Genomic DNA, 23269 nt, shown 5'->3' on the forward strand with positions numbered 1-23269 from the left:
GGGTGATCTTCGCGCTGTCAGGCCGGCTCGAACTCGGCGTGGGGTGTCGCGCGCTGCCACACGGCCTCGAAGGCCGACTCGCACAGCTTTGCCACCTCGGGGTCTTCAGTGAGCTCGACCTCCATGTTCTCGCCCTCGCCGTCGAAGTGATTGACGAGGACGAGGTGGGAGTCGAACAGCCAGAAGTCGTTGCCCGGAAGCGCGATGTCGGTCGCGGAGCGCCGCGAGAGCCACCGCACGCTCTCGCCGGCCGCGATGTTCAGCCCGTCCGTCACGTCGTACTCGAAGCGGATGTACTCGCTGACCGGCATCGAGATGACGCGGGCGCGTCGCACCTCGACGCCGCGCGAGGTGGCCTCCGTGACGATGGCGTGCCAGTCGGCCCAGCGCTCGGCGGGGTCGAGAACCACGCCGGCCTTCCAGTCGATGAAGGCCGGGTCCGACTTCATGTAGGCGTCGCGCATCTCCAGATGGACGGCCGTCCTCTGGCAGTCGCGGAACAGCTCCTCAAACGTCGGGGGCCTCGTCATCCTTCTTCACCTCCAGGAAGAACTGCACCATGCGCCGGGGGATCTCCACCACCGACTCGTGACCGGGGATGTCCATCTGCCCGAGGCGCTCGGCGTCCTCCACCTTCCACCCCTGCACGAGGTAGCTGTCCTTCTCCTCGTCGAGGTAGATGGTGGGCGAGCCGCCACTGGGACTCTCCGGGTCCTTGCCGAGCCTGCGCAGGGCCATGATGTCCTCCTCGGGTGCCGGTAAGGATCTCTGTGCCAGAGCTTGCCCGCGACTGAGCCGTCAAGCCAGGAACTTGCCGAAACTTGCCAGAACTTCGGAAAGTGACCCGAGCAGGGAAGCAGGCTGCCGGCGCTGGGCGCGTGGATATCCATTCGTTTGGACAGGGCTGGCAGCTCCAGGACCGCGCCCTGGTGATCCCAGGCAGGTCGATCCCTACCGGATCGGGCCTTGATGCGAGAGCGGAGTAACACCCGCGGCGCCGACGGTGAGTCGGTATGTGCAAGATCTTCGTCGACGTGTGGACCTGACACATGGTGGGCGTTGCCTGGCGCGCACCACGGCGCACCAGGCCCTCGGGAGTCGTCGTCCCGGGCAGGGTGGATCAGGCCGAGGTGCTTCGCGTCTGTGTGATCAGGTCCAGTGCGATGTCGGTGATCATGTCCTCCTGGCCGCCGACCATGCCGCGGCGGCCGACCTCGACGAGGATGGTGCGGGTGTCGAGGCCGTAGCGGGTGGCGGCGGTCTCCGCGTGCCGGAGGAAGCTGGAGTACACGCCCGCGTAGCCGAGGCTGAGGGTCTCGCGGTCCACCCGTACCTCGCGGTCCTGGAGCGGTCGTACGAGATCGTCGGCGGCGTCCATGAGCGGGAACAGCTCGCAGGCGTGCTCCCAGCCCATCAGGTCGGCGACCGCGATGAACGCCTCCAGGGGGCAGTTGCCGGCGCCGGCTCCCTGGCCTGCGAGGGAGGCGTCGACGCGGACGGCGCCGCTCTCCACGGCGACCACGCTGTTGGCGACGCCGAGTGCGAGGTTGTGGTGGGCGTGGATGCCCAACTCCGTCGCCTGGTCGAGGACTTCGCGGTAGGCGCGGAAGCGGTCGCGGACGCCGTCCATGGTGAGCCGGCCGCCGGAGTCGGTGACGTAGACGCAGTGGGCGCCGTAGGACTCCATCAGCTTGGCCTGGCGGGCGAGTTCGGCCGGTTCGGCCATGTGGGACATCATCAGGAACCCGGCGACGTCCATGCCCAACTCGCGGGCGGCGGCGATGTGTTGGGCGGAGATGTCGGCCTCGGTGCAGTGGGTGGCCACGCGCACCGAGCGGATGCCGAGGCGGTGCGCCTGGCGGAGGTCGTGCAGGGTGCCGATGCCGGGCAGGAGCAGGGTCGTGGGTACGGAGTGGAAGGCGACGTCGGTGACGGCCTCGATCCACTCCCAGTCGGTGTGGGCGCCGATGCCGTAGTTGATGCTGGAGCCGGCCAGGCCGTCGCCGTGGGCGATCTCGATGGCGGCCACGCCTGCCGCGTCCAGGGCGGCGGCGATGGTGCGGGCCTGCTCGACGGTGTAGCGGTGCCGGACGGCGTGCATGCCGTCCCGCAGGGTGACGTCCTGGATGTACAGCCGGGTCATCGCGCGGCCCTCTCGGTGATGCGGTGGGTGGCCATGCGTTCCGCGGTGCGCAGCGCGGCCGAGGTCATGATGTCGAGGTTCCCGGCGTAGGCCGGGAGGTAGTGGGCGGCGCCCTCGACCTCCAGGAGGACCGAGGTCTTCAGGAGATCGCCGCCGGAGGCCAGGGTGCGCAGCGGATCGTCGGCGGCCACCTTCTCGTACTGCACCTTCTGCTTGAGCCGGAAGCCCGGCACGTACGCCTGGACACGGCCGACCATCTCCTCGACCGACGCCGTCACGGCCTCGGTCGCGCACTCGGAGACCAGGCAGTGCACGGTGTCCCGCATGATCAGCGGGGGTTCGGCCGGGTTGAGCACGATGATCGCCTTGCCGCGCGCGGCCCCGCCGACCTGCTCGATCGCCGACGACGTGGTCTCGGTGAACTCGTCGATGTTGGCCCGGGTGCCGGGGCCTGCGGAGCGGGAGGCGATGGACGCGACGATCTCGCCGTAGTGGACGGGCGACACGGCGTTGATCGCGGCGACGATCGGGATGGTGGCCTGGCCGCCGCAGGTGACCATGTTGACGTTCGGTGCGCCGAGGTGGGTGTCGCCGTTGACCGGCGGGACGACGTACGGGCCGATCGCGGCCGGGGTGAGGTCGACCAGGGTGCGGCCCAGCGGGCGGAGCACTTCGTCGTGGTGGCGGTGGGCGCCGGCCGAGGTGGCGTCGAAGACGATGTCGACGTCGGCGAACTCGTCGAGTTTCACCAGGCCTTCGACGCCCTCGTGGGTGGTGGCCACCTTGAGGCGGCGGGCGCGGGCCAGGCCGTCGGAGTCCGGGTCGATACCGGCGAGGGCGGCTATCTCCAGGCTCTCCGAGAGCCTCAGGACCTTGATCAGGAGGTCGGTGCCGATGTTGCCGGAACCGATGATGGCGACCTTGGTGGTCATCGCTGCTGTCCTTCCCGTGCCTGAGCGGTGGTCTCCTGGGCGAATCCGACCTGGACGGAGCCCAGTCCGAAGATGTGGGCGTCGAAGACGTCACCGGGGGCGGCGGGGGCCATCGGTCCGAGAGCCCCGGTCAGCACGAGGTCGCCGGCGCGCAGCGGGTCGCCCCGTTCGGCGAGGGCCTGGGCCAGCCAGACGGCCGCGTTGAGGGGGCTGCCGAGACAGTCGGCGCCGGTGCCCTCGGAGACGGTCTCGCCGTTGCGGGTCATGGTCATCGACACCGAGCGCAGATCGAGCCCGCTGAGCGGTACGGGGCTGCCGCCGAGGACGTACAGGCCGCAGGAGGCGTTGTCGGCGACCGTGTCGACGAGGGAGATGTCCCAGCCGGCGATCCGGCTGTCGACGATCTCCAGGGCGGGCAGCGCGAAGTCCACCGCGCGCAGTACGTCCACGACCGTGCACGTGCGGTGCGGCAGATCCTCGGCGAGGACGAGCGCGACCTCGGCCTCCACCTTGGGCTGGAGCAGCCGCCCGGCCGGCACCTCGGTGCCCTGCGGCACCGCCATGTCCGCGAACAGGGCGCCGAAGTCGGGCTGGTCCACGCCCAGTTGCCGCTGCACGGCCGTCGAGGTCAGACCGATCTTGCGGCCGACGATCCGTCGCCCGGCGTCCAGCGCGCGGCGGACGTTGACCTGCTGCACGGCGTAGGCGGCCTCCAGGTCGCCGGCGTCGAGCAGGGTCCGCACCGGTGGGCAGGCGGCCCGGGTCCGGGCGGCCTCCTCCAGTAGGTCGGCGGCCTTGACCACGGCCGGTGAGGCGGCGTGCGGCATGGATCCCTCCAGGGGGTGCGAGTGCTGACACCGATATAGACAGCTGTCTCCGGATGAGCCAAGCTTTGTTCCGTGTCACGGAACATCGCGAGCGGCAGCATGCTGGAGAAGGCCGCAGCTATCTTGGAATGCTTCAGCCCGAGCGGCGGTCCGTTCCGTTTGTCGGAACTTTCGGAGTGCGCCGGCCTCCCTAAGCCGACCGTCCACCGACTGGCGGCGGACCTCGTCCGACTGGGCTGGCTGGAGCGCTCGGGCACCCAGTACCGGCTCGGAGCCAAGCTGTTCGAGCTCGGCTCCCTGGTCCCGCACCGGCTCGACCTGCGCGAGACAGCCCTGCCGTTCCTCCAGGACCTGTTCGAGGCCACCCGCGAGACCGTGCACCTCGGTATCCGCGAGGGCATGGAGGTCGTCTACCTGGAGCGCATCCACGGCCACGAGGCCCTGCGACTGCCCTCCCGTATCGGCGGCAGCCTGCCCCTGACTTGCACGGCCGTCGGAAAGGCGCTCCTGGCCTTCTCCGGCAAGGAGTTGACCGAGCAGGTGCTGGCCGAGCCGTTGCCGAGTCTCACGCCGCACTCGATCACCGACCCGGTGCGGCTGCGCCTCGCCCTGGAGCAGATCCAGGTGTCGGGCCTGGCCTACGAGGAGCAGGAGGCCGCGGTCGGCGTGAACTGCATCGCGGCCCCCGTGTTCTCGGGGGGTACCGCGGTCGCCGCCCTTTCGGTTGCCGTACCGCGCTCCCGCTTCAGCCCGGCGCAGTTGGCTCCTGCGGTGCGCACGGCTGCCCTGGGGTTGTCTCGGGCGTTGCGTGGGGGCGGCTGAGCCGTCAGTCCGTGGTGGGTGGGGTTTTGGGGGCCCGGAGCAGGGCACCGATCGCGGCTGCGAGGACCACGCAGCAGACGGCGACGAGCGAGGCGGACAGGCCGTCCATGAAGGCGGACTTGACGCTGTCGGCGAGGGCCTTGCCCTGGGTGCCGAGCTGTTTGGCGACATGGAGGCCGCCGGCCGCCGAGTCCCTGACGTTCTCGGCGGCGTCGTGGGGGAGTCGGTCCACCGAGTCGGGCAGGCTGGAGCGGTAGTGGCTGCCGTAGATCGAGCCCATGAGGGCGATGCCGACGGCCGAGCCGACCTCGCGGGTGGTGTCGTTCATCGCGGAGGCCACCCCCTGCTGACCCCGCGCGAGCGATCCGGTGATGGCGGAGGTGCCGACGGCGCCGCTCAGACCGATGCCGACGCCGGACACGATCAGGCCGCCGAGGAAGGGGCCGTAGCCGGAGTCGACGTCGAGCCGGGAGATGACGAACAGGCCGACGGCGAGCAGGAGCAGTCCGGTCGACATGGTGACTTTCATGCCGGCCTTGCGCACCAGGTGCGGAGTGGCTTGGGAAGTGGGCAGAACGACCACGGCGACCGGCACCAGGGCGAGGGCGGCCTTCAAGGGGCTGTAGCCGAGGACGAGTTGGAGATATTGCAGACCCACGAAGAAGAACCCGAACACCGCCATGAACTGCACGAGGACCGTGACGGCGCCGGCCCGGAAGCCGGGGATGCCGAACAGCGCCGGGTCCAGCAGCGGGTGTTCGGTACGCAGGCCGAAGAAGGCGTATGCGCCGAAGCACACCACCGTGACGACGAGGGCGCCGATCACCACGGGCTCACCCCAGCCCTGTTCGTTACCCTCGATGATCGCGTACACGAGGGTGCCGATGGCCAGCGCGGTGGTCACGGCGCCGGGCACGTCGGGCGGGCCGGGGTGCTCGTCCCTGGTGTTGGGTGCCAGGAGGCCCGCGGCGATCGCGGCCGCGAGGGCCACGGCGGCGCTGGTCACGAAGATCGACCGCCAGGAGAACTGCTCCAGCAGGGCGCCCGCGGCGAGCATGCCGATGATGGCGCCCGCCGCGGCGAAGCCGGACCAGACGGCGACACCCCGGGTGCGCTGCTGAGGAGGGAAGGCCGCGGTGATGGTGGACAGCGTGCCCGGCATGATCATCGCGGCGCCGACGCCCATGACGACCCGCCAGGCGATGAGCATGCCGGTGGAGTCGGCGAAGGACGCCGCCAACGACGCCGCACCGAAGACGAACGTGCCGACGATGAGGACGTTGCGGCGGCCGACCCGGTCGCCGATCGCGCCGAGCGGGAGTACGAGGGCGGCCAGGGCGACGGTGTAGGCGTCGGCGATCCAGGTCAGGGAGGAGTTGGAGGCCGACAGGTCGAGAGCGAGGTCGGGCAGGGCGAGGTTGAGTGCGGAGACGGACGCGACGACCAGGACGAGCGCCAGGCACATCGCGAACAGGACGCCACGGTGTCCGGCCCGTCCGGTGGCGATGGACGCTTCGGGTGTGTGTGCCTCTGGTTCGGGGGTGATGGACGCTTCGGGTGCGCGCGTCTCGGGTTCGGGCGCGGTGGACATGGGGCGTGCCTCGATCGGAGTCGTGGGAAGCGAGCTTGAGGTGTGTCAGCCGGTACGCGGCTGCACGAGCTTGAAGACGAGGCGCGCGGCGGCTCGCTGCGCGGACTGTCGTAGGCGTGCCCGGGGCCGGGAGGGCGCGGCGGCCCCGCCGAAGCGGGGGAAGAGTGCCTCGGCGTTGGCGCGGTTCATGGCCTTGAGCGCGTCCGGCGTGAGCGGGTGGTTGTCGAGGCCGTTCGCGAAGTACTGCCCGGCGGGCGTGGGGGCGAAGGGCCAGTCGCTGCCGAACAGGACGTGTCCGGGCTGGGCGAAGGCCAGCAGCGTCGGCAGCGCGGCGGGGCTGGAGGAGAGCGCGGTGTCGAAGTAGAAGGCGCGGAAGTCGTCCAGGACGTCCAGCGGGCTGCGCCCGGTGTCGCCCGCGATGGCGACGGCCATGCGGTGTGAGGAGTAGGGGACGAAGCCGCCGGCGTGGCTCAGGATGAACCGGATACGGGGGTAGCGGCGCGGGATTCCGTTGCGTACGAGGAGGTAGGCGGCCCGCGTCGTGTCGAGCAGGAAGTCGGCGGCGAACGGCGGGATGCCCTCGACCGGCGGCGCGGGAAGGTCGGCCGGGTGTACGAACACGATGGCCGCGTGCTCGTCGAGGACCTGCCACAGCGAGTCCTGCCCCTCCGCTCCCAGGTAGGTGCCCCGGTTGTTGGCCAGCAGCGTGACCCCGTCGGCGCCCAGTTCGGTGAGCGCCCGCCGAGCCTCGGTCGCGGAGGCTTCGGCCTCCGGCATGGGCAGGGTGGCGAACCAGCCGAACCGGCCCGCGTGCCCGGCTGCGAGATCGGCGGAGAAGTCGTTGAGCCGGCGGGCGAGGGCGGTGGCCTCGGCCCGATCGTCGAGGAACCCGGCGCCTGGCGTGGACACCGACACGATCGCCGTCGCCGTACCCAGGAGATCCATAAGTGCCAGTGCCGCCTCGGGACTCCACTCCGGCAGCGCCCGGCCACCGGCCTCGGCGATGCCCCGCTTGGCGAGGAGGTCCCGGTAGAAGGCGGGGACGATGTGCTGGTGGACGTCGATGCGGTGCGGGGTGGAGGGCATGAGGCGGCTTCCTTGGTGAGGGGCGAAGCAAGGTGACGTGGATGCCGTGCGCCTTCCACGTGGCCCCGGCTGTCCGCCGGTCTCGGTGAGAAGGCAACGGCGGTGTCGGCCGTAGGGCGTGGAGGCGGGCGCGGTGCGACAAAGGGTCCGGGAACTACCCCTCCGGTGGCTCAGACGAAGGTCACCGACACCGGCCCGAGGACACCGAAACGGGCCTCGACTCGCTGACCGGCGCTGACGAACGGTGCGGTGGTCATGGCGCCGGGCAGCACCACCTGGCCCTGCTCCAGCCCGGTGCCGAAGGTGGCGAGGATGTTGGCGAGCCAGGCGACCGCTGCTGCGGGGTGCCCCAGCACCTCGCTGCCGCGACCGCGGGCGACGCGCTCGCCGTCGACGAGGAGATCGACGCCGACGTCGGCGAGATCGGGAACGTCGGCGAGCGGCGTCCAAGGGCCGCGGACCAGTCCGGCGGAGCTGGCATTGTCGGCGACGGTGTCGGCGAGCGTGATGCGCCAGTCACGGATCCTGCTGTCGACGATCTCCAGGGCCGGGGCGACCGCCTCGGTGGCGGCGAGGACGTCCTCGACGGTGACGTCGGGGCCGCTGAGAGGTCGGCCGAGCCGGAAGCAGATCTCCGGTTCGACGCGCGGGGCGCAGTAGCGGGTCGCGAGGACCGGCGCGCCGTCGCGGTGGAGCATGTCGTCCAACAGGTGGCCGAAGTCGGGCTCGTCCACGCCGAGCAGCTCCCGCATCGCCGCCGAAGTGAGCCCGACCTTGTGACCGACGACGCTCGCCCCGTCCTTGAGGCGCAGTGCGATGTTGTCCCGCTGGATCGCGTAGGCGTCGGCCAGGTCCAGGCCCGGCAGCAGCTCCGACGGCGGCTCGACGGGTGTCACGTGGTGCTCGGCCCGGCGCAGCATGGCTGCCGCGGTGGCTCGCTCCTCGGCGGTCAGCGTCACTGTCCGCCCACCTCCGTCAGGCGGCTCGCCGCATCGAAGACGAACCGTGCGTGCAGCTCGAACAGGGCCACCAGGTCGATGGCGTCGCCGTGGATCTCCCGGTGCACGAACAGGCCGTCGGCGCCCGCCACGGCGTAGGTGGTGAGGGTGCGCACGGCCTCCTCGTCCAGGGCCGGGAACAGGGTCTGGACCATCTCGCGGACCTTCTGGCCGGCGATGTCGCGGACCTGGAGGAAGACGGTACGGCCGCGCGGCTCGGTGGGCCGCCGCTCCAGGGCGAGCATCAGACCCAGGCGCAGGAAGTCCGGCGCGTCGACCAGGGACTTGGCGACATGGGCGGCCATGGCGGTGACCCGCTCCACCGGCGTGCCGGTCTCCTCCCCGGGCAGTTCGACGGCCGTGAGCCAGGTCTCGAAGCTGCGCTCGATGACCGCGGCGATCAGATCGTCCTTGTCCTTGAAGTGCCAGTAGATCGAGCTGGCGGGCAGTCCGCACTTGGCGCTGACCGCCGCGATCGACGTTCCGTCATATCCGCGCTCGCCCGCGATCTCGACGGCGGCGTCGAGGATGCGCTGCCGCGACTCCACCCCGTTGGCGCGCTTCTGCCGCGTCGTCCGTGGCCTGGTCATGCGCTCCGCCTTCCCGTCGCACCGACACTTGACCGCTTCCCGAGCCGAGCTTACCGTATCGGTCATTCCAATTGGAGTGAACGCTACACCAAGAGTCGACAGGGACACAGTGAGGTGGCCTGATGAGTGAAATCAGTGCCGAAGACGGAGCCGCGGAAGGCTCCTACGACGTGGCGGTGATCGGGTACGGCCCCACCGGCGTCACGGCGGCGAATCTGCTGGGGTCGATGGGCCTGAGGGTCGTCGTCCTGGAGCGCGATGCGGAGGTCTTCTCCCGGGCCCGGGCGATCTCCACGGACGAGGAGGTCGTCCGGATCTGGCAGCGGATAGGCCTGGCCGACCGGCTGAAGCAGGACATGCTGGCCGACCGGCCGCTCGACTTCGTCGACGCCAAGGGCCGTACCTTCGTCAGCGCGTGCCCGACCCCGCGCGGCCATGGCCATCCGCCGCAGATGTTCATCTACCAGCCGGCCCTGGAACAGGTCCTGCGCGACGGCGTCGACCGCTACCCGAACGTGGAGATCCTGCTCCGGCACGAGTGCCTGCGCATGCGGCAGGACGCCGAGGGAGTGGAGTTGACGGTGCTGGGCACCGCCGACGACTCCGTACGACGGGTGCGCGCGAAGTACGTCATCGCGGCCGACGGCGGCTCCAGCCTCACCCGGGCACAGCTGAACGTGGGCTACGAGGGGCGGACGTACGAGGACCGGTGGGTCGTCATCGACACCGAGATGCTGAAACCGTGGCCGGACCACGACCGGCTGCGCTTCCGCTGCGACCCGGCCCGACCCGCGGTCGACTGTCCGACGCCGCTCGGGCACCACCGCTGGGAGTTCCCGATCCTCCCTGGGGATGACGAGGAGTACCTGGTCACCCATGACGCCATCTATTCGATGGTGGCCAAGTACGGCATCGGCCGGGACCAGATCAAGATCCTGCGCGCCACGGTCTACAGCCACCATGTCCGCTTCGCCGCCCGTTTCCGGGTCGGCCGGGTCTTCCTCGCCGGTGACGCCGCGCACGCCATGCCACCGTGGATCGGGCAGGGCATGGCCGCCGGGGTGCGGGACGCGGCGAACCTGTGCTGGAAACTGGACGCGGTGCTGCGCGGCCGACTGCCCGAGTCGGTGCTCGACTCCTACGAGGTCGAGCGCAAGCCGCACGTCAAGGAGGTCACCAAGCGGGCCGTCTTCGTCGGGCGGGTCATCACCGAGCGGCGGCGGGCCGTCACACGGGTCCGTGATGCCGTGATGCCGGTGCTGAACCGGGTGGGTGGGTTCAGCGCCTGGCTCCAGGACTCCAACTGGATTCCCGTCGCCCATTACGCCGAGGGGCTGCAGGCCCGCCCCCGCACCAAGGCCTCCGGACGCCAGATACCCCAGCCGTGGGTGACCGCCGCCGACGGTGAACGGGTACGCCTGGACGACGTGCTGGGGAGTCGCTGGCTGCTGCTGCACCTCGGACTCCCCATCGCGCAACCGGCGTGGGAGCACCTGGGCGTCGAGTCGCTCGCCGTCCTCCCGGTGGGCTCGAAGCCCGCCGAGGGCGCGGTCGTCGACAGCGACGGCGTGTTGCTGCCCTGGCTGACCGAGCACCGCGCGACCACGCTCGCCCTGCGCCCCGACGCCTACGTGTACGCCGCCGCCCCCGCCGGAGGCCAACTCCCGCCCCCGCCCGCCGGGTTCGCTCCGGCATCCCGACTGATTGCGAAGTGAGGACCATCCCCATGACCGCACACACCGAGCTTCCCGAGATGCGGGAGCGCCTGCTCGACGTCGACGGTAAGAAGATCTTCGTGGCGGAGACGGGGGAGGGGGCGCCCGTACTTCTGCTGCACGGCGGCGGTCCCGGTGCCTCCGGCGTCTCCAACTATTCCCGGAACATCGCGGAGTTGGCGAAGGAGTACCGGGTCATCGTGCCCGACCTGCCCGGCTACGGCCGCAGCAGCAAGGGAGTCGACGGAGCCGACCCGTTCGGCCACCTCGCGGACTCCATCCGCGGAGTGCTCGACCAACTCGGCCTGGAAAAGGCCCACTTCGTCGGCAATTCCTACGGCGGTGCCTGCGCTCTGCGCCTCGCCCTGGACACGCCGGAGCGGGTCGACCGCATGGTGCTCATGGGCCCCGGCGGCATCGGCACCACCCGAGCGCTGCCCACGCCGGGTCTGAACAGCCTGCTCAACTACTACGGCGGGGACGGCCCTTCGCGGCTGAAGCTGGAGAAGTTCATCCGCAACTACCTCGTCTTCAACGCCGCCCAGGTACCTGACTCGGTCATCGATGCCCGCTACGAGGCGAGCATCGACCCCGAGGTGGTCGCCGCACCACCGCTCCGGCGCCCCAAAGACCTGCGCACCGTCTGGAAGATGGACTTCACGCGCGACAAGCGACTGTCCCGGCTGCCCGTGCCGACCCTCGTCCTCTGGGGCGCGGCCGACCAGGTCAACCGGCCCTCCGGCGGCCGCATGCTGGCCGACCGCATGCCCAACTGCGATCTGTACGAGGTCGCCAACACCGGACACTGGGTGCAGTGGGAGCGAGCCGAGCTGTTCAACCAGCTGTGCGCCGACTTCCTGGCAGGCCGCCGATGAACACCGCGTCCGTGTTCGGAGCCGTCCACCTCGGTTACCTCGTCATCGAGACCAACCGCTTCACCGACTGGCGCCGCTTCGGCACCGACGCCATCGGCATGCACCACGACGACATCTCACGTGACGTCATGCGCTTCCGCCTTGACGACCAGGAGTGCCGCTTCCTGCTCCGGCGCGGCCCCGCCGAGGACGTCGTCGCCACCGGCTGGCACATCGACGACCACGCCGCCTTCGAACAGATCGAGGCCCGGGTACGCGCCCACGGCGCCCCCTGTACCGAGGGCTCCGCCGAGGAGGCCGCCCTGCGCGGCGTCGAACGCCTTCTGCGCTTCCCCGGCCCCAAGGGCATCACCCAGGAGATCTACACCACCCCGGTCGTCTCCTCCGAGCCGCTGCACATGCTGGCCTCCGGCTGGGTCACCGGCGACGCCGGCATGGGCCACGTCGCGATCACCTCCGCCAAACCGGCGCAACTGCGCGGGTACTTCGACACCGTCTTCGACGCCCGCCTCACGGACTACATCGACGAGACCATCAGCGGCGTCAAGCTCAAGATCCGCTTCCTGCGCGTCAACGAACGCCACCACTCCATAGCGATCGCCGCCGTCCGAGGCCTGCCGATCGACCCGATCCGCACCCGCGTCCAGCACCTCAACATCCAGGCCACGTCGCTCGACGACCTCGCGCAGAGCTACGACCGCGTACACGAACTCGGCTTCGACATGGCCCTGTCGGTCGGCCAGCACACCAACGACAAGGAACTCTCCTACTACGCCCGCACCCCCTCGGGCTTCGAGTGGGAGGTCGGCTGGAACCCCCTCGTCATCGACGAGTCGACCTGGGAGCCCACCACCCACCAGGGCATCAGCATCTGGGGTCACAAGCCCGTCGGCCAGACCATCGTCGACCTGCTCGACCAGTTCCGCTTCGGCGCCCGCTCCCTGGCTCGCCCGGAGACGACCGTGCCGGCGCTGAGCGGCAGGGGCATCCCCGACGACTGAGCAGCGATGACGCCACGATGGCCCGACCGCACCGAAATGTCGTGCGCTGAGCGCACGGGACATCCCGCCCGAGGGCCGAGTGCGATGTCCCGTGCGACGCGGTTCAGCGCTTCAATCGGGCGGCCACACGCGGCAGTTGGACGAGCGCGTTGCCCCGCTCCACCCGTAGCCGCTCGGCGGTGCTGAAGGTCTCGTCCAGCTGGGGGGCCGGATCGCCTGCGGCGGGGAACAGCTCGGCGGTGAACGGCCAGTCGGAGGCGAACATGATGTGGCCGACACCGGCCAGTTCCCTGGTCGACTTCATCGACTGCGGCGCGGGGGAGAGGGCGGTGTCGAAGAACAGCTTCCTGTACAGGACGTTGGCGTCGTCGAGTCGGTCCAGGCCCAGGGTCTGCGCGAGCCCCACGGTCTTGGAGTAGAGCAGACTGGTCCGATACGACAGGAACGGCAGGGTGCCGCCGGCGTGGGCGCCGATCCAGCGGATGCGCGGGTAGTGCACGTATGTGTTCTTGTAGAGCATGTTGACCAGCGCGCGGGTGGTGTCGAAGGTGAACTCGTAGAGGAAGGTAGGCAGTCCCAGGTCCGGGGCGTGTTGCGGGGTGACCGGGTGGATGAAAACCATCGCGCCCAGGTCGTCGAGTGCCTTCATGAGCGGGTCGAGGAGCGGGTCGCCCAGGTAGACGCCGTGGTAGCTGCTGAAGATGCCGATGCCGTCCAACTTCAGCTCGCCCAACGCCCGCTTGACCTCGGTGACGGCGTTCTGTACGTCGTCGGAGTCCTCGATGTCGGACAGCGGCAGCACCGCGAAACCGCCGAAGCGCTTGGCGAGTTCGGCGCTGTTGGTGTGCACGAGGTCTTCGCTCATGAAGTCGTTGAGCCGCCGCGCCATTTCCAGACGCGCGTCGGAGGTGGTCAGGTGCTCGACGCCCGGTTCGGAGACGGAGACCACCTGGGTCTGGATGCCGTAGCGGTTCATGAAGTTCACCGCGAGCTCCGGGCTCCAGTCCGGGATCGGGCGGCCTCCGATGTCGGTGATGCCGGCGGAGTCCAGGGACTCGCGGTAGAAGTCGGGGAGGAGGTGGCAGTGCACGTCGATGCGGTAGCTGCCGGTCGGCAGTGAGGCGATGGCAGCACTCGCCGTGTCGCGTGACGTCAGCACCGTCGCACTGCCGACAGCGGCGGCACCGACCGCACCGGCAGCCTTCAGCACGCCCCGTCGGCCCGGGCGGTGCGCGGGGGCGCGACGGATCTGGGTCTTTTCGGGCTTCATGGGCTCTTGGGCCACGTCAACTCCTCGGAGGAGGGGGATGTGGGGAGGGAGGCGGCCACCCGGGTGTGATCCTCGATCTTGGCGATCGTCCTCGTCAATCGACATCGGTATTGACGAATTCATCATTATTGACGGATGGCGTGATTCTTATGGCTGAACCAGAGGACTCGTCCCGCAGGCCCGGGCGCATGCTCCGCCGTAAGGCACACACCCGGACAGCGTTGGTCGAGGCGACGCAGCGCCTGCTGGTCGAGCGGCACCGGGAGGGCATGACCATCAAGGAAATCACCGAGGCCGCGGACGTGGGATTCGGTACCTTCTACGGCCACTTCGCGGGCAAGGAGGAAGTGCTGGAAGCGGCGTTGTCCCTCACGCTCGAACAGCACAGCGCCTGGCTGGAGTCGGTGGTCGAGAAGCTGGACGACCCCGCCGAGATGCTGGCCGTCGGTGTGCGCCTGACTGGCCGTCTCCAGCGCAACCGACCCCAGGTGGTCCGCATCCTGCTGCGCCTGGGACTGTCCCGGTTGCTTTCCTCCGAGGGTCTGGCCCCGCGGGCCCGGCACGTCCTGAACGCCGGCAGGGTCACCGGCCGGCTGCGCGTCGGTGACGTGGACGTGGCACTGGTTGGGGCCGGGGGAGCCCTGCTGGGGCTCATGCAACTCCTGGAGGCCGAGCCGCGCGTGGACGCCGACGCTGCCGCGGACCAACTTGCGGCGAACCTCCTTTGCATGTTCGGCCTGCCGCACGACGAAGCCAGGGCCCTGGCCACGGGCCCGCTGCCGACGGCGTACGGCGCAGTCCCGGCCCCGCGACCGTGAGACTGCACCACCGCACTCCACGGCCACCCGCTCATCAGCCGTGTGACCACGAGGTCGCCGGAGCCGGCGCGAAGGCGGTGGTCGTCTGCCTCGGGAGCTCCAGCAGCGCTATGGGGTGGCCGCAGTACACTGCCGCCCTGCTGCCCGCCGACGTTAAGATCGCCGTCGTCAACCGTGGCATCGCGGGCAACCGGATACGCCTGGACGCGCCGCGACAGACTCCCTCGTGGGGCAGGGCCGGGTTGTCCCGGTTCGAGGAGGACGTGCTCGCAACCCGCGGCGCTACGCACCTGGTGATTGCTTACAACAGCAACAGCCGGGGTCTTCCCGGCGGGATCACGCCCGGCTACCGGGAGCTCGTGGAACGGGCCCGGAAGGAAGGGCTCACCGTGGTTCTCGCCACCGTCACCCCACTCGCCCCGGAGATCGCGGGCGAGCCTGGCCGAGAGGACCTTCCGCCTCGCCGTCAACGATTGGATCCGCACCTCTGGGCATGAGTTCGTTGACTTCGACACAGCGACCTGCTCCCAAGCCGACCCTTCCCATCTCGAACGCGAGTACGCCGCCCCCGACCAGACCCACCCCAACGGCAATGGGACCAAGCGCCTCGCCCAGGTGATGGCCGAAGCCCTGCGCGGTTACAGCTCCAACCGAGGAACCCCTAAAGGCCAGGCCGTCAGGGTCACCGGCCCCATGGTCCGCCACATCGCCAGGGGACGCGCTTCGCGATGCCTGGCACCCCTGCCGCGAGGGCGAGTTGCTCGGCGAGGGCTCCGCCCGACCTTGTGGTGGCGAAGGTCGCGTGTGCGCACGGAGCTACTGCGCGGACAGTGGGCTTCAGGAGCGTTTGCAGGCGGCCGCCAGCCGATGTACGTGCTCGACGGCACCAACACCCCGGCCGGTGCCGTCGCGCACGAGCGGTCGACGATCAATTGATGTGCCGGTCGACGTCGATCCACTGTCCGCTGTCGGCGGCGGCAAGCACCGCGTCCGTGATCGAGGCGGCCGCCAGCCCGTCGGCGAAGGTCGGCAGGCCCTCAGGGACCTCCCCGGTGTGGATCGCCGCATAGGTGTCCCCGACGAAGGCCTCGAAGCAGGATGCGTACCCTTCCGGGTGACCGGCGGGGAGCGTTGCCATCCGGCCGCCGGCCGCGGTCAGCTGAGCAGGGTCCCGTCGCAGGACAGTGGCCGACTCCCGGCGGCCGCACCACAGAGTCTCGGGCTCTTCCTGGTTGAAGACCAAGGACTCGTCGCTGGCGTCCAGTTCGATCCACAGCCGGTTCTTGCGCCCGGGGGAGACCTGGCTGACGGTGACCGAGCCGAGCACGCCTTCCGCCGTCTCGAAGTGGACGAGCACGGCGTCCTCGGTGTCCACGAGCGAGGTCCCGCCCGCCGTGGCGGCGCCGGTGAAGGAGGAAGCGCCATCGCCCCGATGACGCCGGGGGACGGCGATGAGCTTGCGCGCGCTCACGCGGACGATGCTCTGCTGGGAGATGAACTGGGCCAGGTCGCACCAGTGAGAGCCGATGTCGGCGAAGGCCCGGGACGCACCGCCCAAAGCCGCGTCGACGCGCCAGTTGTCGTCGTCCTCCCGCAGCAGCCAGTCCTGCAGGTAGCTGCCGTGCATCAGCCTGAGCCGACCGGCCTTCCCGCTGTGCAGGCGCTCCCGGGCCTCCCTGACAAGGGGGTAGTAGCGGTAGACGAAGGGAACCGTCGCAATACGTCCGGAGCTGTTCGCCGCCTCTACGAGGCCGGCCGCCTCCGCGGAGGTCAGGGCGAGGGGCTTCTCGCAGATGACGTGCTTGCCCGCCGCAAGGGCTCGGACCGCGAGCGGAGCGTGCAGATGGTTCGGGGTGCAGATGTGCACGACGTCGACACCGTCGTCGTCGATGAGATCCTCGGCCGATGCGTAGGCGCGTGCGGCGCCCAGGGCTTGGGCGGCGGCCTGCGATCGCTCGGGAGTCGAGGACACCACCCCGGCGAGGCGCGCGCCGGCTTGGAGTGCGGCGCGGGCGTGGACGGAACCGATGAAACCGGTACCGATGAAACCTGCCTTGAGCGGTCGGAGCATGGGCGGTCCTTGGTGTGGTGGGAGGAGAGGGGGCTGGATCAGGCCGTCGCGGCCTGCGGCAGGGGATCGCGGCAGAGTCTGTGCGTCCATCCGGGCAGCTGCCGGGGTGCGAGCAACTCGTCTATGGCCGTGAAGGCCGCGCCGACCATGCCCGCCTGACTGCTGAGCGCCGACATCTCGACGCGCAGCGTGCGGGTGGCCAAGGGCAGGGACAGCGCGTAGACGGAGTGCCGGATGGAGGCGAGCAGGAGGTCTCCGGAGAGGGCGACGCCGCCCCCGATGACGACCAGTGAGGGATTGAAGAAGTTGATGAGTCCGGCAAGGGTTCGGCCGATCTGCTCGCCTGCCTGCTTGAGCAGGTCGGCGCAGGTGTGGTCTCCCGAGCGAGCCCCGGCCGCCACATGGGACGCCATGAGCGCCGGCCGGTCGTCTCCGAGCCGTGCCGAGAGGTAGGGGCTGCTCCCGTTCTCGGCGCAGGCGAGGGCGTCCCTGGCCAGGGCGGCGCCGCCGGCCAGGGCCTCCAGGCACCCTCGCTTGCCGCACCTGCAGGGCTGAGGCGCGCCACCGACCACCGCGATGTGGCCGATGTCCCCGGCGCAGCCCCCCGTGCCCCGGTGCAGGCGCCCGTCGGACACCAGCCCTGCGCCGATGCCCGTGCCGACCTTGACGTAGAGGAAGTCCCGTACGCCGACCGCGGTTCCCGCCCGTAGTTCGCCCAAGGCCATGACATTGACGTCGTTGTCCACCCACACGCCGACGCCATGACGGGCGGCGAGGTGATCTCTTACGGGGTATCCGTCCCAGCCGGGCATGATCGGCGGGGCCACGGGCGTACCGGTAGCGAACTCCACCGGGCCGGGAAGACCCACACCGATGCCCACCAGGGGGACCGCTCGGGGCTGGTGTGCGGTGCGCAGGCGATCGATGATCACGTCGATCTGGTCGAGGGTGGCGTCCGGTCCACGCGCGACGTCCCAGGACTGCTCGTGACAGCCGAGGGGACGCCCTGCCAGGTCCGTCAGGGCCACGTCGATGCTGGAGGCCCCCACTTCCACACCCACGACGCACGCGGCCTCCCGTCTGAAGCGCACTTCGCGAGGGGCGCGGCCTCCGGTGGATTTCCCGCGGCCGGTCTCAGCGAGCAGGCCGGTCTCGATCAGCTCGTTGACCCGCTGCGTGACGATGGTCCGGCCCATCCCACTGCGCTCGGTGAGGGAGGCGCGGGTGCTGGTCGGCTCGGAGCGGACCAGTTGGAGCAGGGTCCCGACGAGAGCGTCGTGGTCGGTGCCGGGCGGGTCAGGCAGGGCGGACATGGGCCCTTTCCCCCTTCTTCTCCTGTGGCTGGTTGATGCGGTTCAGACTGTTGACTTACGTCGCAGTCAGACTTAACTTTGCCGCAATCTGGCGAGAGGTTAACTCAGTAACCGACTCTTCGGACAGTCCCAAAACTGAAGTAGGTCGCCGACGGCATCCATTGCCCCGCCGTTCGGCAGCAGGCGGTAGCCCGGCGGGAAAGCGCCGACGCCGCCGGTCCATTCCGCCGGCCAACCCCCGCCCGAAAACGCCTCGCTCCATCGCTCAGGCGGAGCGAACGCCGCCCGTCCCAGAGGAGTACCTGTGAGATCAATGACGACTCGACGCCTCAGCTCCGCCGCTATAGGCCTGACCTGCGCCATCACTCTGGGCGCATGCGCGAACAGCGCGGCGGACTCCTCTGGTGCGTCGACGACGGGCGCACCGAAGAAGATCGACTCCGCTCTCGGCGCGACGTTCAGCGGCGGGAAGAGCGGCACCAAGGCCAAGGGCACGCCGGTGACGATCGGGCTGGTCAACCAGCAGGGTGGCGCCGTGTCCAATCCCGAGTTCACCGTCGCGGCTCAGGCCGCCGCGGAGTACATCAACGCCAAACTCGGGGGCATCGACGGACACCCGATCAAGCTGAAGACCTGTTACATCGTCAGTTCGGAGGAGCAGGGGCAGGTGTGCGCCCAGCGCCTGCTCGCCGACCGTTCGATCAGCCTGATTCTGCAGGGCGGGCTCAACGTCGGCACTCAGTCCCTGCACCGCACCATCGCCGGCGAGAAGCCCGTCCTGATCGGGCAGGCGAACCCGGGACCGGACACCGTCGCCGCCAACAGCTATGCCACCAACGCCAGCGCACTGGCGTCGCTCAACGGCGTCGGCCCGTACCTGAAGAACACTCTCAAGGCCAAGAAGGTCGCGATCGTCTCCAATGACAACGCCGGAGACCTGGCCATCGCGAAGATCTTCAAGACCGACCTCGAGTCGCGGGGCATCAAGGTCACCTATGCAACGTTTCCGGCCACCAGCACCGACCTGATCTCTCCGCTCACCGCCGCGGGCGCGCAGAGCGCCGACGCCGTCGTCCCCATCGTCGTCACCACCACCGGATGCACGGCCCTGGCCAAGGCGTACCAGCAGATGAGCCTGACGACGCCCGCCGTCGTCTCCAACCTCTGCGCCACCGACCAGATCAAGAATGCCCTCGGCGACTACCCGAAGTGGATCTACAGCAGCTCCACACTCAGCCTGCTGGTCGACGATCCGACGAAGCAGACCAACCTCTACCGCGCTGTCATGGCTGCCTACGCGCCGAAGAACGCCGAGCTGGGCATCAACGCCCCCTACGGGTTCTCCTCGGTCTTCTCCGCCGCCACGATCCTCAACAAGGTGGGCTACGGCGAGATCAACGCCAAGTCCGTTAAGGCGGCGGCCCGCGACTACACCGGACCGGTGCTGCTCGGCTCACCGACTCTCGACTTCGGCTCCGTGCCCGACAACCCCACCATCGGATCCCTGGCCGTGCGCTTCTACCAGTACGAGGGCAGCGGTACCTGGAAGGCCTCCGGGTCCTGGATCAACGCGCCCAAGTAACACCGCGACGACGCGTAAGGAATCCCACCGTGGAACAGCTGCTCCTTTTCGTCCTGCTCGGACTGGGACCGGGCGCCCTGATCGCGGGCATCGCCCTGGGCCTGGTCCTCACCTACCGGGGCTCCGGTGCCATCAACGTCTCCGCCGGAGCCATGGCCATGTTCGGCGCCTACTTCTACTACGGGCTGCGCGAGGGACACCTACTGCTGCCCCTGCTCTACCCGGACATCGGCGGACCGCTTCCGCTGCCCGTGGCCTTTGTCGTCGCGGTCGCGGCCACCGGCGCGCTCGGGCTGCTCATCGACTTCGCCGTCTTCCGCCCCCTGCGCCGGCAGTCACCACTGGCCAAACTCGTGGCCGGAGTCGGCGTCCTGATGACCATTCAGGCGGTCATCGTGCTGCGCTTCGGCGGCCAAGGCCAGAGCGCGAGCGACGTCCTGGACACCACAGCCCTGCACGTCCTGGGCGGAACCGTGCCCGTCAACCGGCTCGAACTCGTCGGCATCGTGCTGCTCGCCGCCGTACTCCTCGCCGCCGTCAACCGTCGCTCCCGCTTCGGGCTCGCCACCCGCGCCGCCCAGGAGAACGAGGCGGAGGCCCTGCTGACCGGCCTGTCGCCGCAGAAGCTCTCGATGGCCAACAGCTTCCTGGCCGCGACCGTCTGCGGAGCCCTGGGCATCCTCGTCGCGCCGATGACCCAGCTCGATCCGAACACCCTGACCATCGCCGTGGTCCCCGCGCTCGGCGCCGCCCTGATCGCCCGCTTCACGTCGTTCCCGATCGCCGCCCTGGCCGGAATCGGCATGGGCGTACTGCGCGCCGTGACGACCTACTGCCAGACCCAGCCGTGGTTCCCCACCGCCGACGGAACCGCCGTCGTCGGCCTCACCGACGTCGTCTACTTCCTGGTCATCGTTGCCGCGCTGATCTGGCGCGGGAAGTCGCTCCCGGTGCGCGGCGCCTATGTCGAGCCGCGACTGCCACCCGCCCCCGCGCCGAAGCGGGTCGTCCGGCCCGCCGTCGTCCTCACCGGGCTGTGCGTGCTCGCGCTGCTCACCTTCCCCTACGACATGCGCCAGGCCCTGACCAACACCATGATCGGTGCCATCGCCTGCCTCTCCCTGGTGGTGCTCACCGGATTCGTGGGCCAGATGTCCCTGGCGCAGTACGCGTTCGCGGGCGTGGCAGGCCTGACCGTCTCCAAGCTGGCCATCAACGCCGGCATCGGTTTCCCCTTCGGCCCTGTGCTGGGCGTGCTGGCCGCAACGGCTCTCGGTGTCCTCATCGGCATCCCGGCCCTGCGAGTGCGCGGAGTCCAGTTGGCTGTCCTCACGATGGCCGCCGCGGTGGCCGTCCAGGCCTTCGGCTTCAACAACCCCTCCTGGGGCGCGGGAGGCAACGGCTCTCCGGTCGCCGCCCCGACCCTGTTCGGCGTCAATCTCGGCCCGACGGGCTCGTTCCCCATCAACGACGCCGACCAGCCCAGCCCCTTGTTCGGGTTCGTCTGCCTGATCCTTCTGCTCGCGGTCGTGAGCCTGGTCGTGGGCGTCCGCCGCAGCAGCCTGGGCAAGCGCATGCTGGCGGTGCGCTCCAACGAACGGGCGGCAGCGGCGGTCGGCATCTCGACCCGGACCGTCAAGCTCACCGCGTTCGCTCTCTCCGCCTTCATCGTCGGGATCGCGGGTGTGCTGTACGCGTACAACTTCGGCTCGGTCGACCCTTCGCGGTTCGACATCGTCAACACCTTCGCCCTGATCGCCTTCGCGTACATCGGCGGCATCACCACCGTCAAGGGCGCGCTGATCGCCGGGTTCATGGTCACCGAGGGCGTCGCCAGCCACATCCTCGACAGCTACCTGGGACTGCCCACGAACTACCAACTGCTCATCGCGGGCGTCCTCCTCGTCGTCACGCTGATCATGAACGGAAGTGGCATCGCCTTGCAGCCACCGCCGAAGTTCACCTTCGTCCGACGCCTCCTGCGCCGATCTGACGACGACGCACCCGCGACTGCGACTACGGCTGCCGCCATGTCCATGGCCAAGGTCGGAGGAAAGTGATGGCCGAGACCCTGACCATCGATTCACTCAGCGTCCGATACGGGGGCGTGGCCGCCCTCACCGACGCGTCTGTGTGCATCGCTCCCGGAGAACTGGTCGGACTCATAGGTCCCAACGGCGCCGGCAAGACCACCTTCATCGACGCGGCCACCGGCTTCACCCCCGCGTCGGGCACCGTGCGACTCGGCGACACGGAGCTGAGCCGGCTCGGCGCCGCCAAACGCTCCCGACTGGGCCTGGCTCGCACATGGCAGCAGGCCGAACTGTACGACGACCTGACCGTGCGCGAGAACCTGGCCGTCGCGGCTTCGCCGCCAGGCCTTCTGCACGCCCTGCGGGATGTGGTCGGCGTCGGGACGAGCGAGCCCCCCGCCGTCTCGATGGCACTCGAACTCCTCGACCTGGAGGCCCTCGCCGACTGCGCCACCGACGAGTTGACCCAGGGCCAGCGCAAGCTCGTCGACGTGGGCCGGGCCCTCGCCTGCTCGCCCGACGTGGTGCTGCTGGACGAGCCGGCCGCCGGCCTGGACACCGACGAGAGCCGGACCCTCGGCGAGCACCTGCGCACCATGGTCACCCAGGGCATCGGCATGCTCCTCGTGGACCACGACATGGGGCTGGTCATGGGGGTGTGCGACCGCATCGTCGTCCTGGAGTTCGGCAAGGTCCTCGCCGTCGGCACCCCCGACGAGATCCGCAACAATCCGCGCGTCGTCGACGCCTACCTCGGCCAGAGCGGCACCTCCCAGGACACCGGAGTCATGACATGACAGCGCAGCCCCTGCTCCAGGTCGATGCACTCGCCGCCGGCTACTTCGGTATGCCGGTCGTCCGTGGCCTCTCCCTGAAGGTCGGCGCCGGAGAGGTGGTGGCCCTGCTGGGCCCCAACGGGGCCGGCAAGTCGACGACGCTTCGGGCGATCTCCCGCCTGCAGCCCGCCATGGCCGGCACCATCCGGTTCCGCGACGAGGACATCACGTCCCTGAAACCGCAGGCTGTCGCCCGCAAAGGGCTCGTCCACATGTCCGACCGGCGGGGCATCTTCCATGGCCTCAGTGTCGAGGAGCACTTCCGGCTCGGCGACGGGGGGAAGTCACTGGACCTGGGCACGGCCTTCGCGTACTTCCCCGCGCTCGAACCGCTGCGCCACCGCCGTGCAGGGCTGTTGTCAGGCGGTGAGCAGCAGATGCTCGGCCTGGCCCGGGCGCTGGCGCGCCGGCCCTCGGTGCTCATCGTGGACGAGCTCAGCCTGGGGTTGGCACCGGTCATCGTCGAGCAGTTGCTGCCGGTGGTCCGCCGCTACGCGACCGACTCCCAGGCCGGCGTCCTGCTGGTCGAACAGCACATCCACCTCGCCCTGGAAATCGCCGACCGCGGGCTGGTGCTGTCGCACGGCGACCTCGTGCTGGAGGAGTCCGCGGAGGCCATGAGGGCGGACCGCCAACTGATCATGTCCAGTTACCTCGGCGAGGGGCCGCAGAGCGGAAAGCGGCCGGCGGCTGCCGGATAGACCGGCGACCGACCGGCGCACGGGCCCGCCGTGTGCCTCGTCGTCCACCGCATCATGGTGCGAGC

The 23269-nt window shown here is 69.7% G+C and carries 22 protein-coding genes; 10 read left to right on the forward strand and 12 right to left on the reverse strand.

Translation table 11 applies throughout. From position 1 onward, the window contains the following. Positions 1-17: 17 nt before the first annotated feature. The 5 genes from ACIRF9_RS18890 to mhpD all read right to left on the reverse strand — a co-directional run bounded on the left by ACIRF9_RS18890 (position 18) and on the right by mhpD (position 3902). The gene (locus ACIRF9_RS18890) at positions 18-530 is read right to left on the reverse strand and encodes a DUF6879 family protein (protein ID WP_403822997.1); all 513 of its coding nucleotides are present in this window, start codon (positions 528-530) and stop codon (positions 18-20) included. After that, positions 508-738 carry a hypothetical protein gene (locus tag ACIRF9_RS18895; protein ID WP_403823000.1) on the reverse strand — a complete coding sequence of 77 codons (231 nt, stop codon included), beginning with the start codon at positions 736-738 and terminating at the stop codon, positions 508-510. The genes ACIRF9_RS18890 and ACIRF9_RS18895 overlap by 23 nt, the downstream gene beginning before the upstream one ends. Before the next feature lie 382 nt (positions 739-1120). Further along, positions 1121-2143, reverse strand: coding sequence for a 4-hydroxy-2-oxovalerate aldolase (gene dmpG, locus ACIRF9_RS18900; RefSeq protein WP_403823004.1), 1023 nt, complete (start codon positions 2141-2143; stop codon positions 1121-1123). Beyond that, positions 2140-3075 (reverse strand): acetaldehyde dehydrogenase (acetylating), encoded by a 936-nt coding sequence (locus tag ACIRF9_RS18905; protein WP_403823007.1) that lies wholly within the window; start codon positions 3073-3075, stop codon positions 2140-2142. Before ACIRF9_RS18905 ends, dmpG begins: the two co-directional genes overlap by 4 nt. Then, complete coding sequence (mhpD, locus tag ACIRF9_RS18910; protein WP_403823010.1) at positions 3072-3902, reverse strand: 2-keto-4-pentenoate hydratase; 831 nt, start codon at positions 3900-3902, stop codon at positions 3072-3074. Before mhpD ends, ACIRF9_RS18905 begins: the two co-directional genes overlap by 4 nt. 99 nt (positions 3903-4001) lie before the next feature. On the opposite strand from mhpD, the gene ACIRF9_RS18915 reads away from it, so the two are divergent. Then, on the forward strand, positions 4002-4724 hold the full coding sequence (locus tag ACIRF9_RS18915) for an IclR family transcriptional regulator (protein WP_403823620.1): 723 nt from the start codon (positions 4002-4004) through the stop codon (positions 4722-4724). A 4-nt stretch (positions 4725-4728) separates the two neighbouring features. Here the strand turns inward: ACIRF9_RS18915 and ACIRF9_RS18920 are convergent, their stop codons facing one another. From ACIRF9_RS18920 to ACIRF9_RS18935, 4 genes are all read right to left on the reverse strand, one after another. Beyond that, positions 4729-6315 carry an MFS transporter gene (locus ACIRF9_RS18920; protein WP_403823013.1) on the reverse strand — a complete coding sequence of 529 codons (1587 nt, stop codon included), beginning with the start codon at positions 6313-6315 and terminating at the stop codon, positions 4729-4731. Between the two features lie 45 nt (positions 6316-6360). Then, positions 6361-7401, reverse strand: a complete 1041-nt coding sequence (locus tag ACIRF9_RS18925; RefSeq protein ID WP_403823016.1) for an amidohydrolase family protein — start codon at positions 7399-7401, stop codon at positions 6361-6363. A gap of 170 nt (positions 7402-7571) precedes the next feature. Continuing rightward, a complete protein-coding gene (locus tag ACIRF9_RS18930) occupies positions 7572-8354 on the reverse strand; it encodes a fumarylacetoacetate hydrolase family protein (protein ID WP_278195818.1) in 783 nt (260 codons plus the stop codon). A 2-nt stretch (positions 8355-8356) separates the two neighbouring features. Then, on the reverse strand, positions 8357-8989 hold the full coding sequence (locus tag ACIRF9_RS18935) for a TetR/AcrR family transcriptional regulator (RefSeq protein WP_242762169.1): 633 nt from the start codon (positions 8987-8989) through the stop codon (positions 8357-8359). A gap of 122 nt (positions 8990-9111) precedes the next feature. Between ACIRF9_RS18935 and ACIRF9_RS18940 the strand changes: the two genes are divergently transcribed. Genes ACIRF9_RS18940 through ACIRF9_RS18950 form a run of 3 tightly spaced genes read left to right on the forward strand, consistent with a single transcriptional unit; the run spans position 9112 to position 12580 of the window. After that, positions 9112-10704 (forward strand): bifunctional 3-(3-hydroxy-phenyl)propionate/3-hydroxycinnamic acid hydroxylase, encoded by a 1593-nt coding sequence (locus tag ACIRF9_RS18940; RefSeq protein WP_403823019.1) that lies wholly within the window; start codon positions 9112-9114, stop codon positions 10702-10704. Positions 10705-10715: 11 nt separating this feature from the next. Next, positions 10716-11579 (forward strand): alpha/beta fold hydrolase, encoded by an 864-nt coding sequence (locus tag ACIRF9_RS18945; RefSeq protein ID WP_242762166.1) that lies wholly within the window; start codon positions 10716-10718, stop codon positions 11577-11579. Further along, positions 11576-12580 (forward strand): VOC family protein, encoded by a 1005-nt coding sequence (locus tag ACIRF9_RS18950; protein ID WP_242762165.1) that lies wholly within the window; start codon positions 11576-11578, stop codon positions 12578-12580. Before ACIRF9_RS18945 ends, ACIRF9_RS18950 begins: the two co-directional genes overlap by 4 nt. A gap of 103 nt (positions 12581-12683) precedes the next feature. Here ACIRF9_RS18950 and ACIRF9_RS18955 read toward each other — a convergent pair whose 3' ends face one another. Continuing rightward, positions 12684-13865, reverse strand: a complete 1182-nt coding sequence (locus tag ACIRF9_RS18955; RefSeq protein WP_242762164.1) for an amidohydrolase family protein — start codon at positions 13863-13865, stop codon at positions 12684-12686. A 173-nt stretch (positions 13866-14038) separates the two neighbouring features. Between ACIRF9_RS18955 and ACIRF9_RS18960 the strand changes: the two genes are divergently transcribed. Both ACIRF9_RS18960 and ACIRF9_RS18965 read left to right on the forward strand, forming a co-directional pair. Beyond that, complete coding sequence (locus ACIRF9_RS18960) at positions 14039-14668, forward strand: TetR/AcrR family transcriptional regulator (RefSeq protein ID WP_403823024.1); 630 nt, start codon at positions 14039-14041, stop codon at positions 14666-14668. Between the two features lie 110 nt (positions 14669-14778). Beyond that, a complete protein-coding gene (locus tag ACIRF9_RS18965; protein WP_403823027.1) occupies positions 14779-15165 on the forward strand; it encodes a hypothetical protein in 387 nt (128 codons plus the stop codon). Positions 15166-15596: 431 nt separating this feature from the next. On the opposite strand, the gene ACIRF9_RS18970 is transcribed toward ACIRF9_RS18965, so the two are convergent. Both ACIRF9_RS18970 and ACIRF9_RS18975 read right to left on the reverse strand, forming a co-directional pair. Then, positions 15597-16739, reverse strand: coding sequence for a Gfo/Idh/MocA family protein (locus tag ACIRF9_RS18970; RefSeq protein WP_403823030.1), 1143 nt, complete (start codon positions 16737-16739; stop codon positions 15597-15599). 38 nt (positions 16740-16777) lie between these two features. After that, positions 16778-18052: an ROK family protein gene (locus tag ACIRF9_RS18975; protein ID WP_403823033.1), complete on the reverse strand. Its 1275-nt coding sequence runs from the start codon at positions 18050-18052 to the stop codon at positions 16778-16780. A gap of 313 nt (positions 18053-18365) precedes the next feature. Here ACIRF9_RS18975 and ACIRF9_RS18980 point away from each other — a divergent pair, with 313 nt between their 5' ends. Genes ACIRF9_RS18980 through ACIRF9_RS18995 form a run of 4 tightly spaced genes read left to right on the forward strand, consistent with a single transcriptional unit; the run spans position 18366 to position 23204 of the window. Next, positions 18366-19634 (forward strand): ABC transporter substrate-binding protein, encoded by a 1269-nt coding sequence (locus ACIRF9_RS18980; RefSeq protein ID WP_403823036.1) that lies wholly within the window; start codon positions 18366-18368, stop codon positions 19632-19634. Between the two features lie 29 nt (positions 19635-19663). Continuing rightward, a complete protein-coding gene (locus tag ACIRF9_RS18985; protein WP_403823039.1) occupies positions 19664-21694 on the forward strand; it encodes an ABC transporter permease in 2031 nt (676 codons plus the stop codon). Beyond that, on the forward strand, positions 21694-22464 hold the full coding sequence (locus tag ACIRF9_RS18990) for an ABC transporter ATP-binding protein (RefSeq protein WP_403823042.1): 771 nt from the start codon (positions 21694-21696) through the stop codon (positions 22462-22464). Before ACIRF9_RS18985 ends, ACIRF9_RS18990 begins: the two co-directional genes overlap by 1 nt. Beyond that, entirely contained in the window at positions 22461-23204 is a 744-nt protein-coding gene (locus ACIRF9_RS18995) for an ABC transporter ATP-binding protein (RefSeq protein ID WP_403823046.1), read from the forward strand. The genes ACIRF9_RS18990 and ACIRF9_RS18995 overlap by 4 nt, the downstream gene beginning before the upstream one ends. The last annotated feature ends 65 nt before the right edge of the window (positions 23205-23269 follow it).

The sequence above is a fragment of the Streptomyces sp. NPDC096132 genome, from assembly GCF_044763345.1.
Classification (GTDB): domain Bacteria; phylum Actinomycetota; class Actinomycetes; order Streptomycetales; family Streptomycetaceae; genus Streptomyces.

Coding starts and splice junctions, on each gene's coding strand:
- ACIRF9_RS18890 (WP_403822997.1), bottom strand. CDS start 530: ATGACGAGGCCCCCGACGTTTGAGGAGCTGTTCCGCGACTGCCAGAGG.
- ACIRF9_RS18895 (WP_403823000.1), bottom strand. CDS start 738: ATGGCCCTGCGCAGGCTCGGCAAGGACCCGGAGAGTCCCAGTGGCGGC.
- dmpG (WP_403823004.1), bottom strand. CDS start 2,143: ATGACCCGGCTGTACATCCAGGACGTCACCCTGCGGGACGGCATGCAC.
- ACIRF9_RS18905 (WP_403823007.1), bottom strand. CDS start 3,075: ATGACCACCAAGGTCGCCATCATCGGTTCCGGCAACATCGGCACCGAC.
- mhpD (WP_403823010.1), bottom strand. CDS start 3,902: ATGCCGCACGCCGCCTCACCGGCCGTGGTCAAGGCCGCCGACCTACTG.
- ACIRF9_RS18915 (WP_403823620.1), top strand. CDS start 4,002: ATGCTGGAGAAGGCCGCAGCTATCTTGGAATGCTTCAGCCCGAGCGGC.
- ACIRF9_RS18920 (WP_403823013.1), bottom strand. CDS start 6,315: ATGTCCACCGCGCCCGAACCCGAGACGCGCGCACCCGAAGCGTCCATC.
- ACIRF9_RS18925 (WP_403823016.1), bottom strand. CDS start 7,401: ATGCCCTCCACCCCGCACCGCATCGACGTCCACCAGCACATCGTCCCC.
- ACIRF9_RS18935 (WP_242762169.1), bottom strand. CDS start 8,989: ATGACCAGGCCACGGACGACGCGGCAGAAGCGCGCCAACGGGGTGGAG.
- ACIRF9_RS18940 (WP_403823019.1), top strand. CDS start 9,112: ATGAGTGAAATCAGTGCCGAAGACGGAGCCGCGGAAGGCTCCTACGAC.
- ACIRF9_RS18945 (WP_242762166.1), top strand. CDS start 10,716: ATGACCGCACACACCGAGCTTCCCGAGATGCGGGAGCGCCTGCTCGAC.
- ACIRF9_RS18950 (WP_242762165.1), top strand. CDS start 11,576: ATGAACACCGCGTCCGTGTTCGGAGCCGTCCACCTCGGTTACCTCGTC.
- ACIRF9_RS18960 (WP_403823024.1), top strand. CDS start 14,039: ATGCTCCGCCGTAAGGCACACACCCGGACAGCGTTGGTCGAGGCGACG.
- ACIRF9_RS18965 (WP_403823027.1), top strand. CDS start 14,779: ATGGGGTGGCCGCAGTACACTGCCGCCCTGCTGCCCGCCGACGTTAAG.
- ACIRF9_RS18970 (WP_403823030.1), bottom strand. CDS start 16,739: ATGCTCCGACCGCTCAAGGCAGGTTTCATCGGTACCGGTTTCATCGGT.
- ACIRF9_RS18975 (WP_403823033.1), bottom strand. CDS start 18,052: ATGTCCGCCCTGCCTGACCCGCCCGGCACCGACCACGACGCTCTCGTC.
- ACIRF9_RS18980 (WP_403823036.1), top strand. CDS start 18,366: ATGACGACTCGACGCCTCAGCTCCGCCGCTATAGGCCTGACCTGCGCC.
- ACIRF9_RS18990 (WP_403823042.1), top strand. CDS start 21,694: ATGGCCGAGACCCTGACCATCGATTCACTCAGCGTCCGATACGGGGGC.
- ACIRF9_RS18995 (WP_403823046.1), top strand. CDS start 22,461: ATGACAGCGCAGCCCCTGCTCCAGGTCGATGCACTCGCCGCCGGCTAC.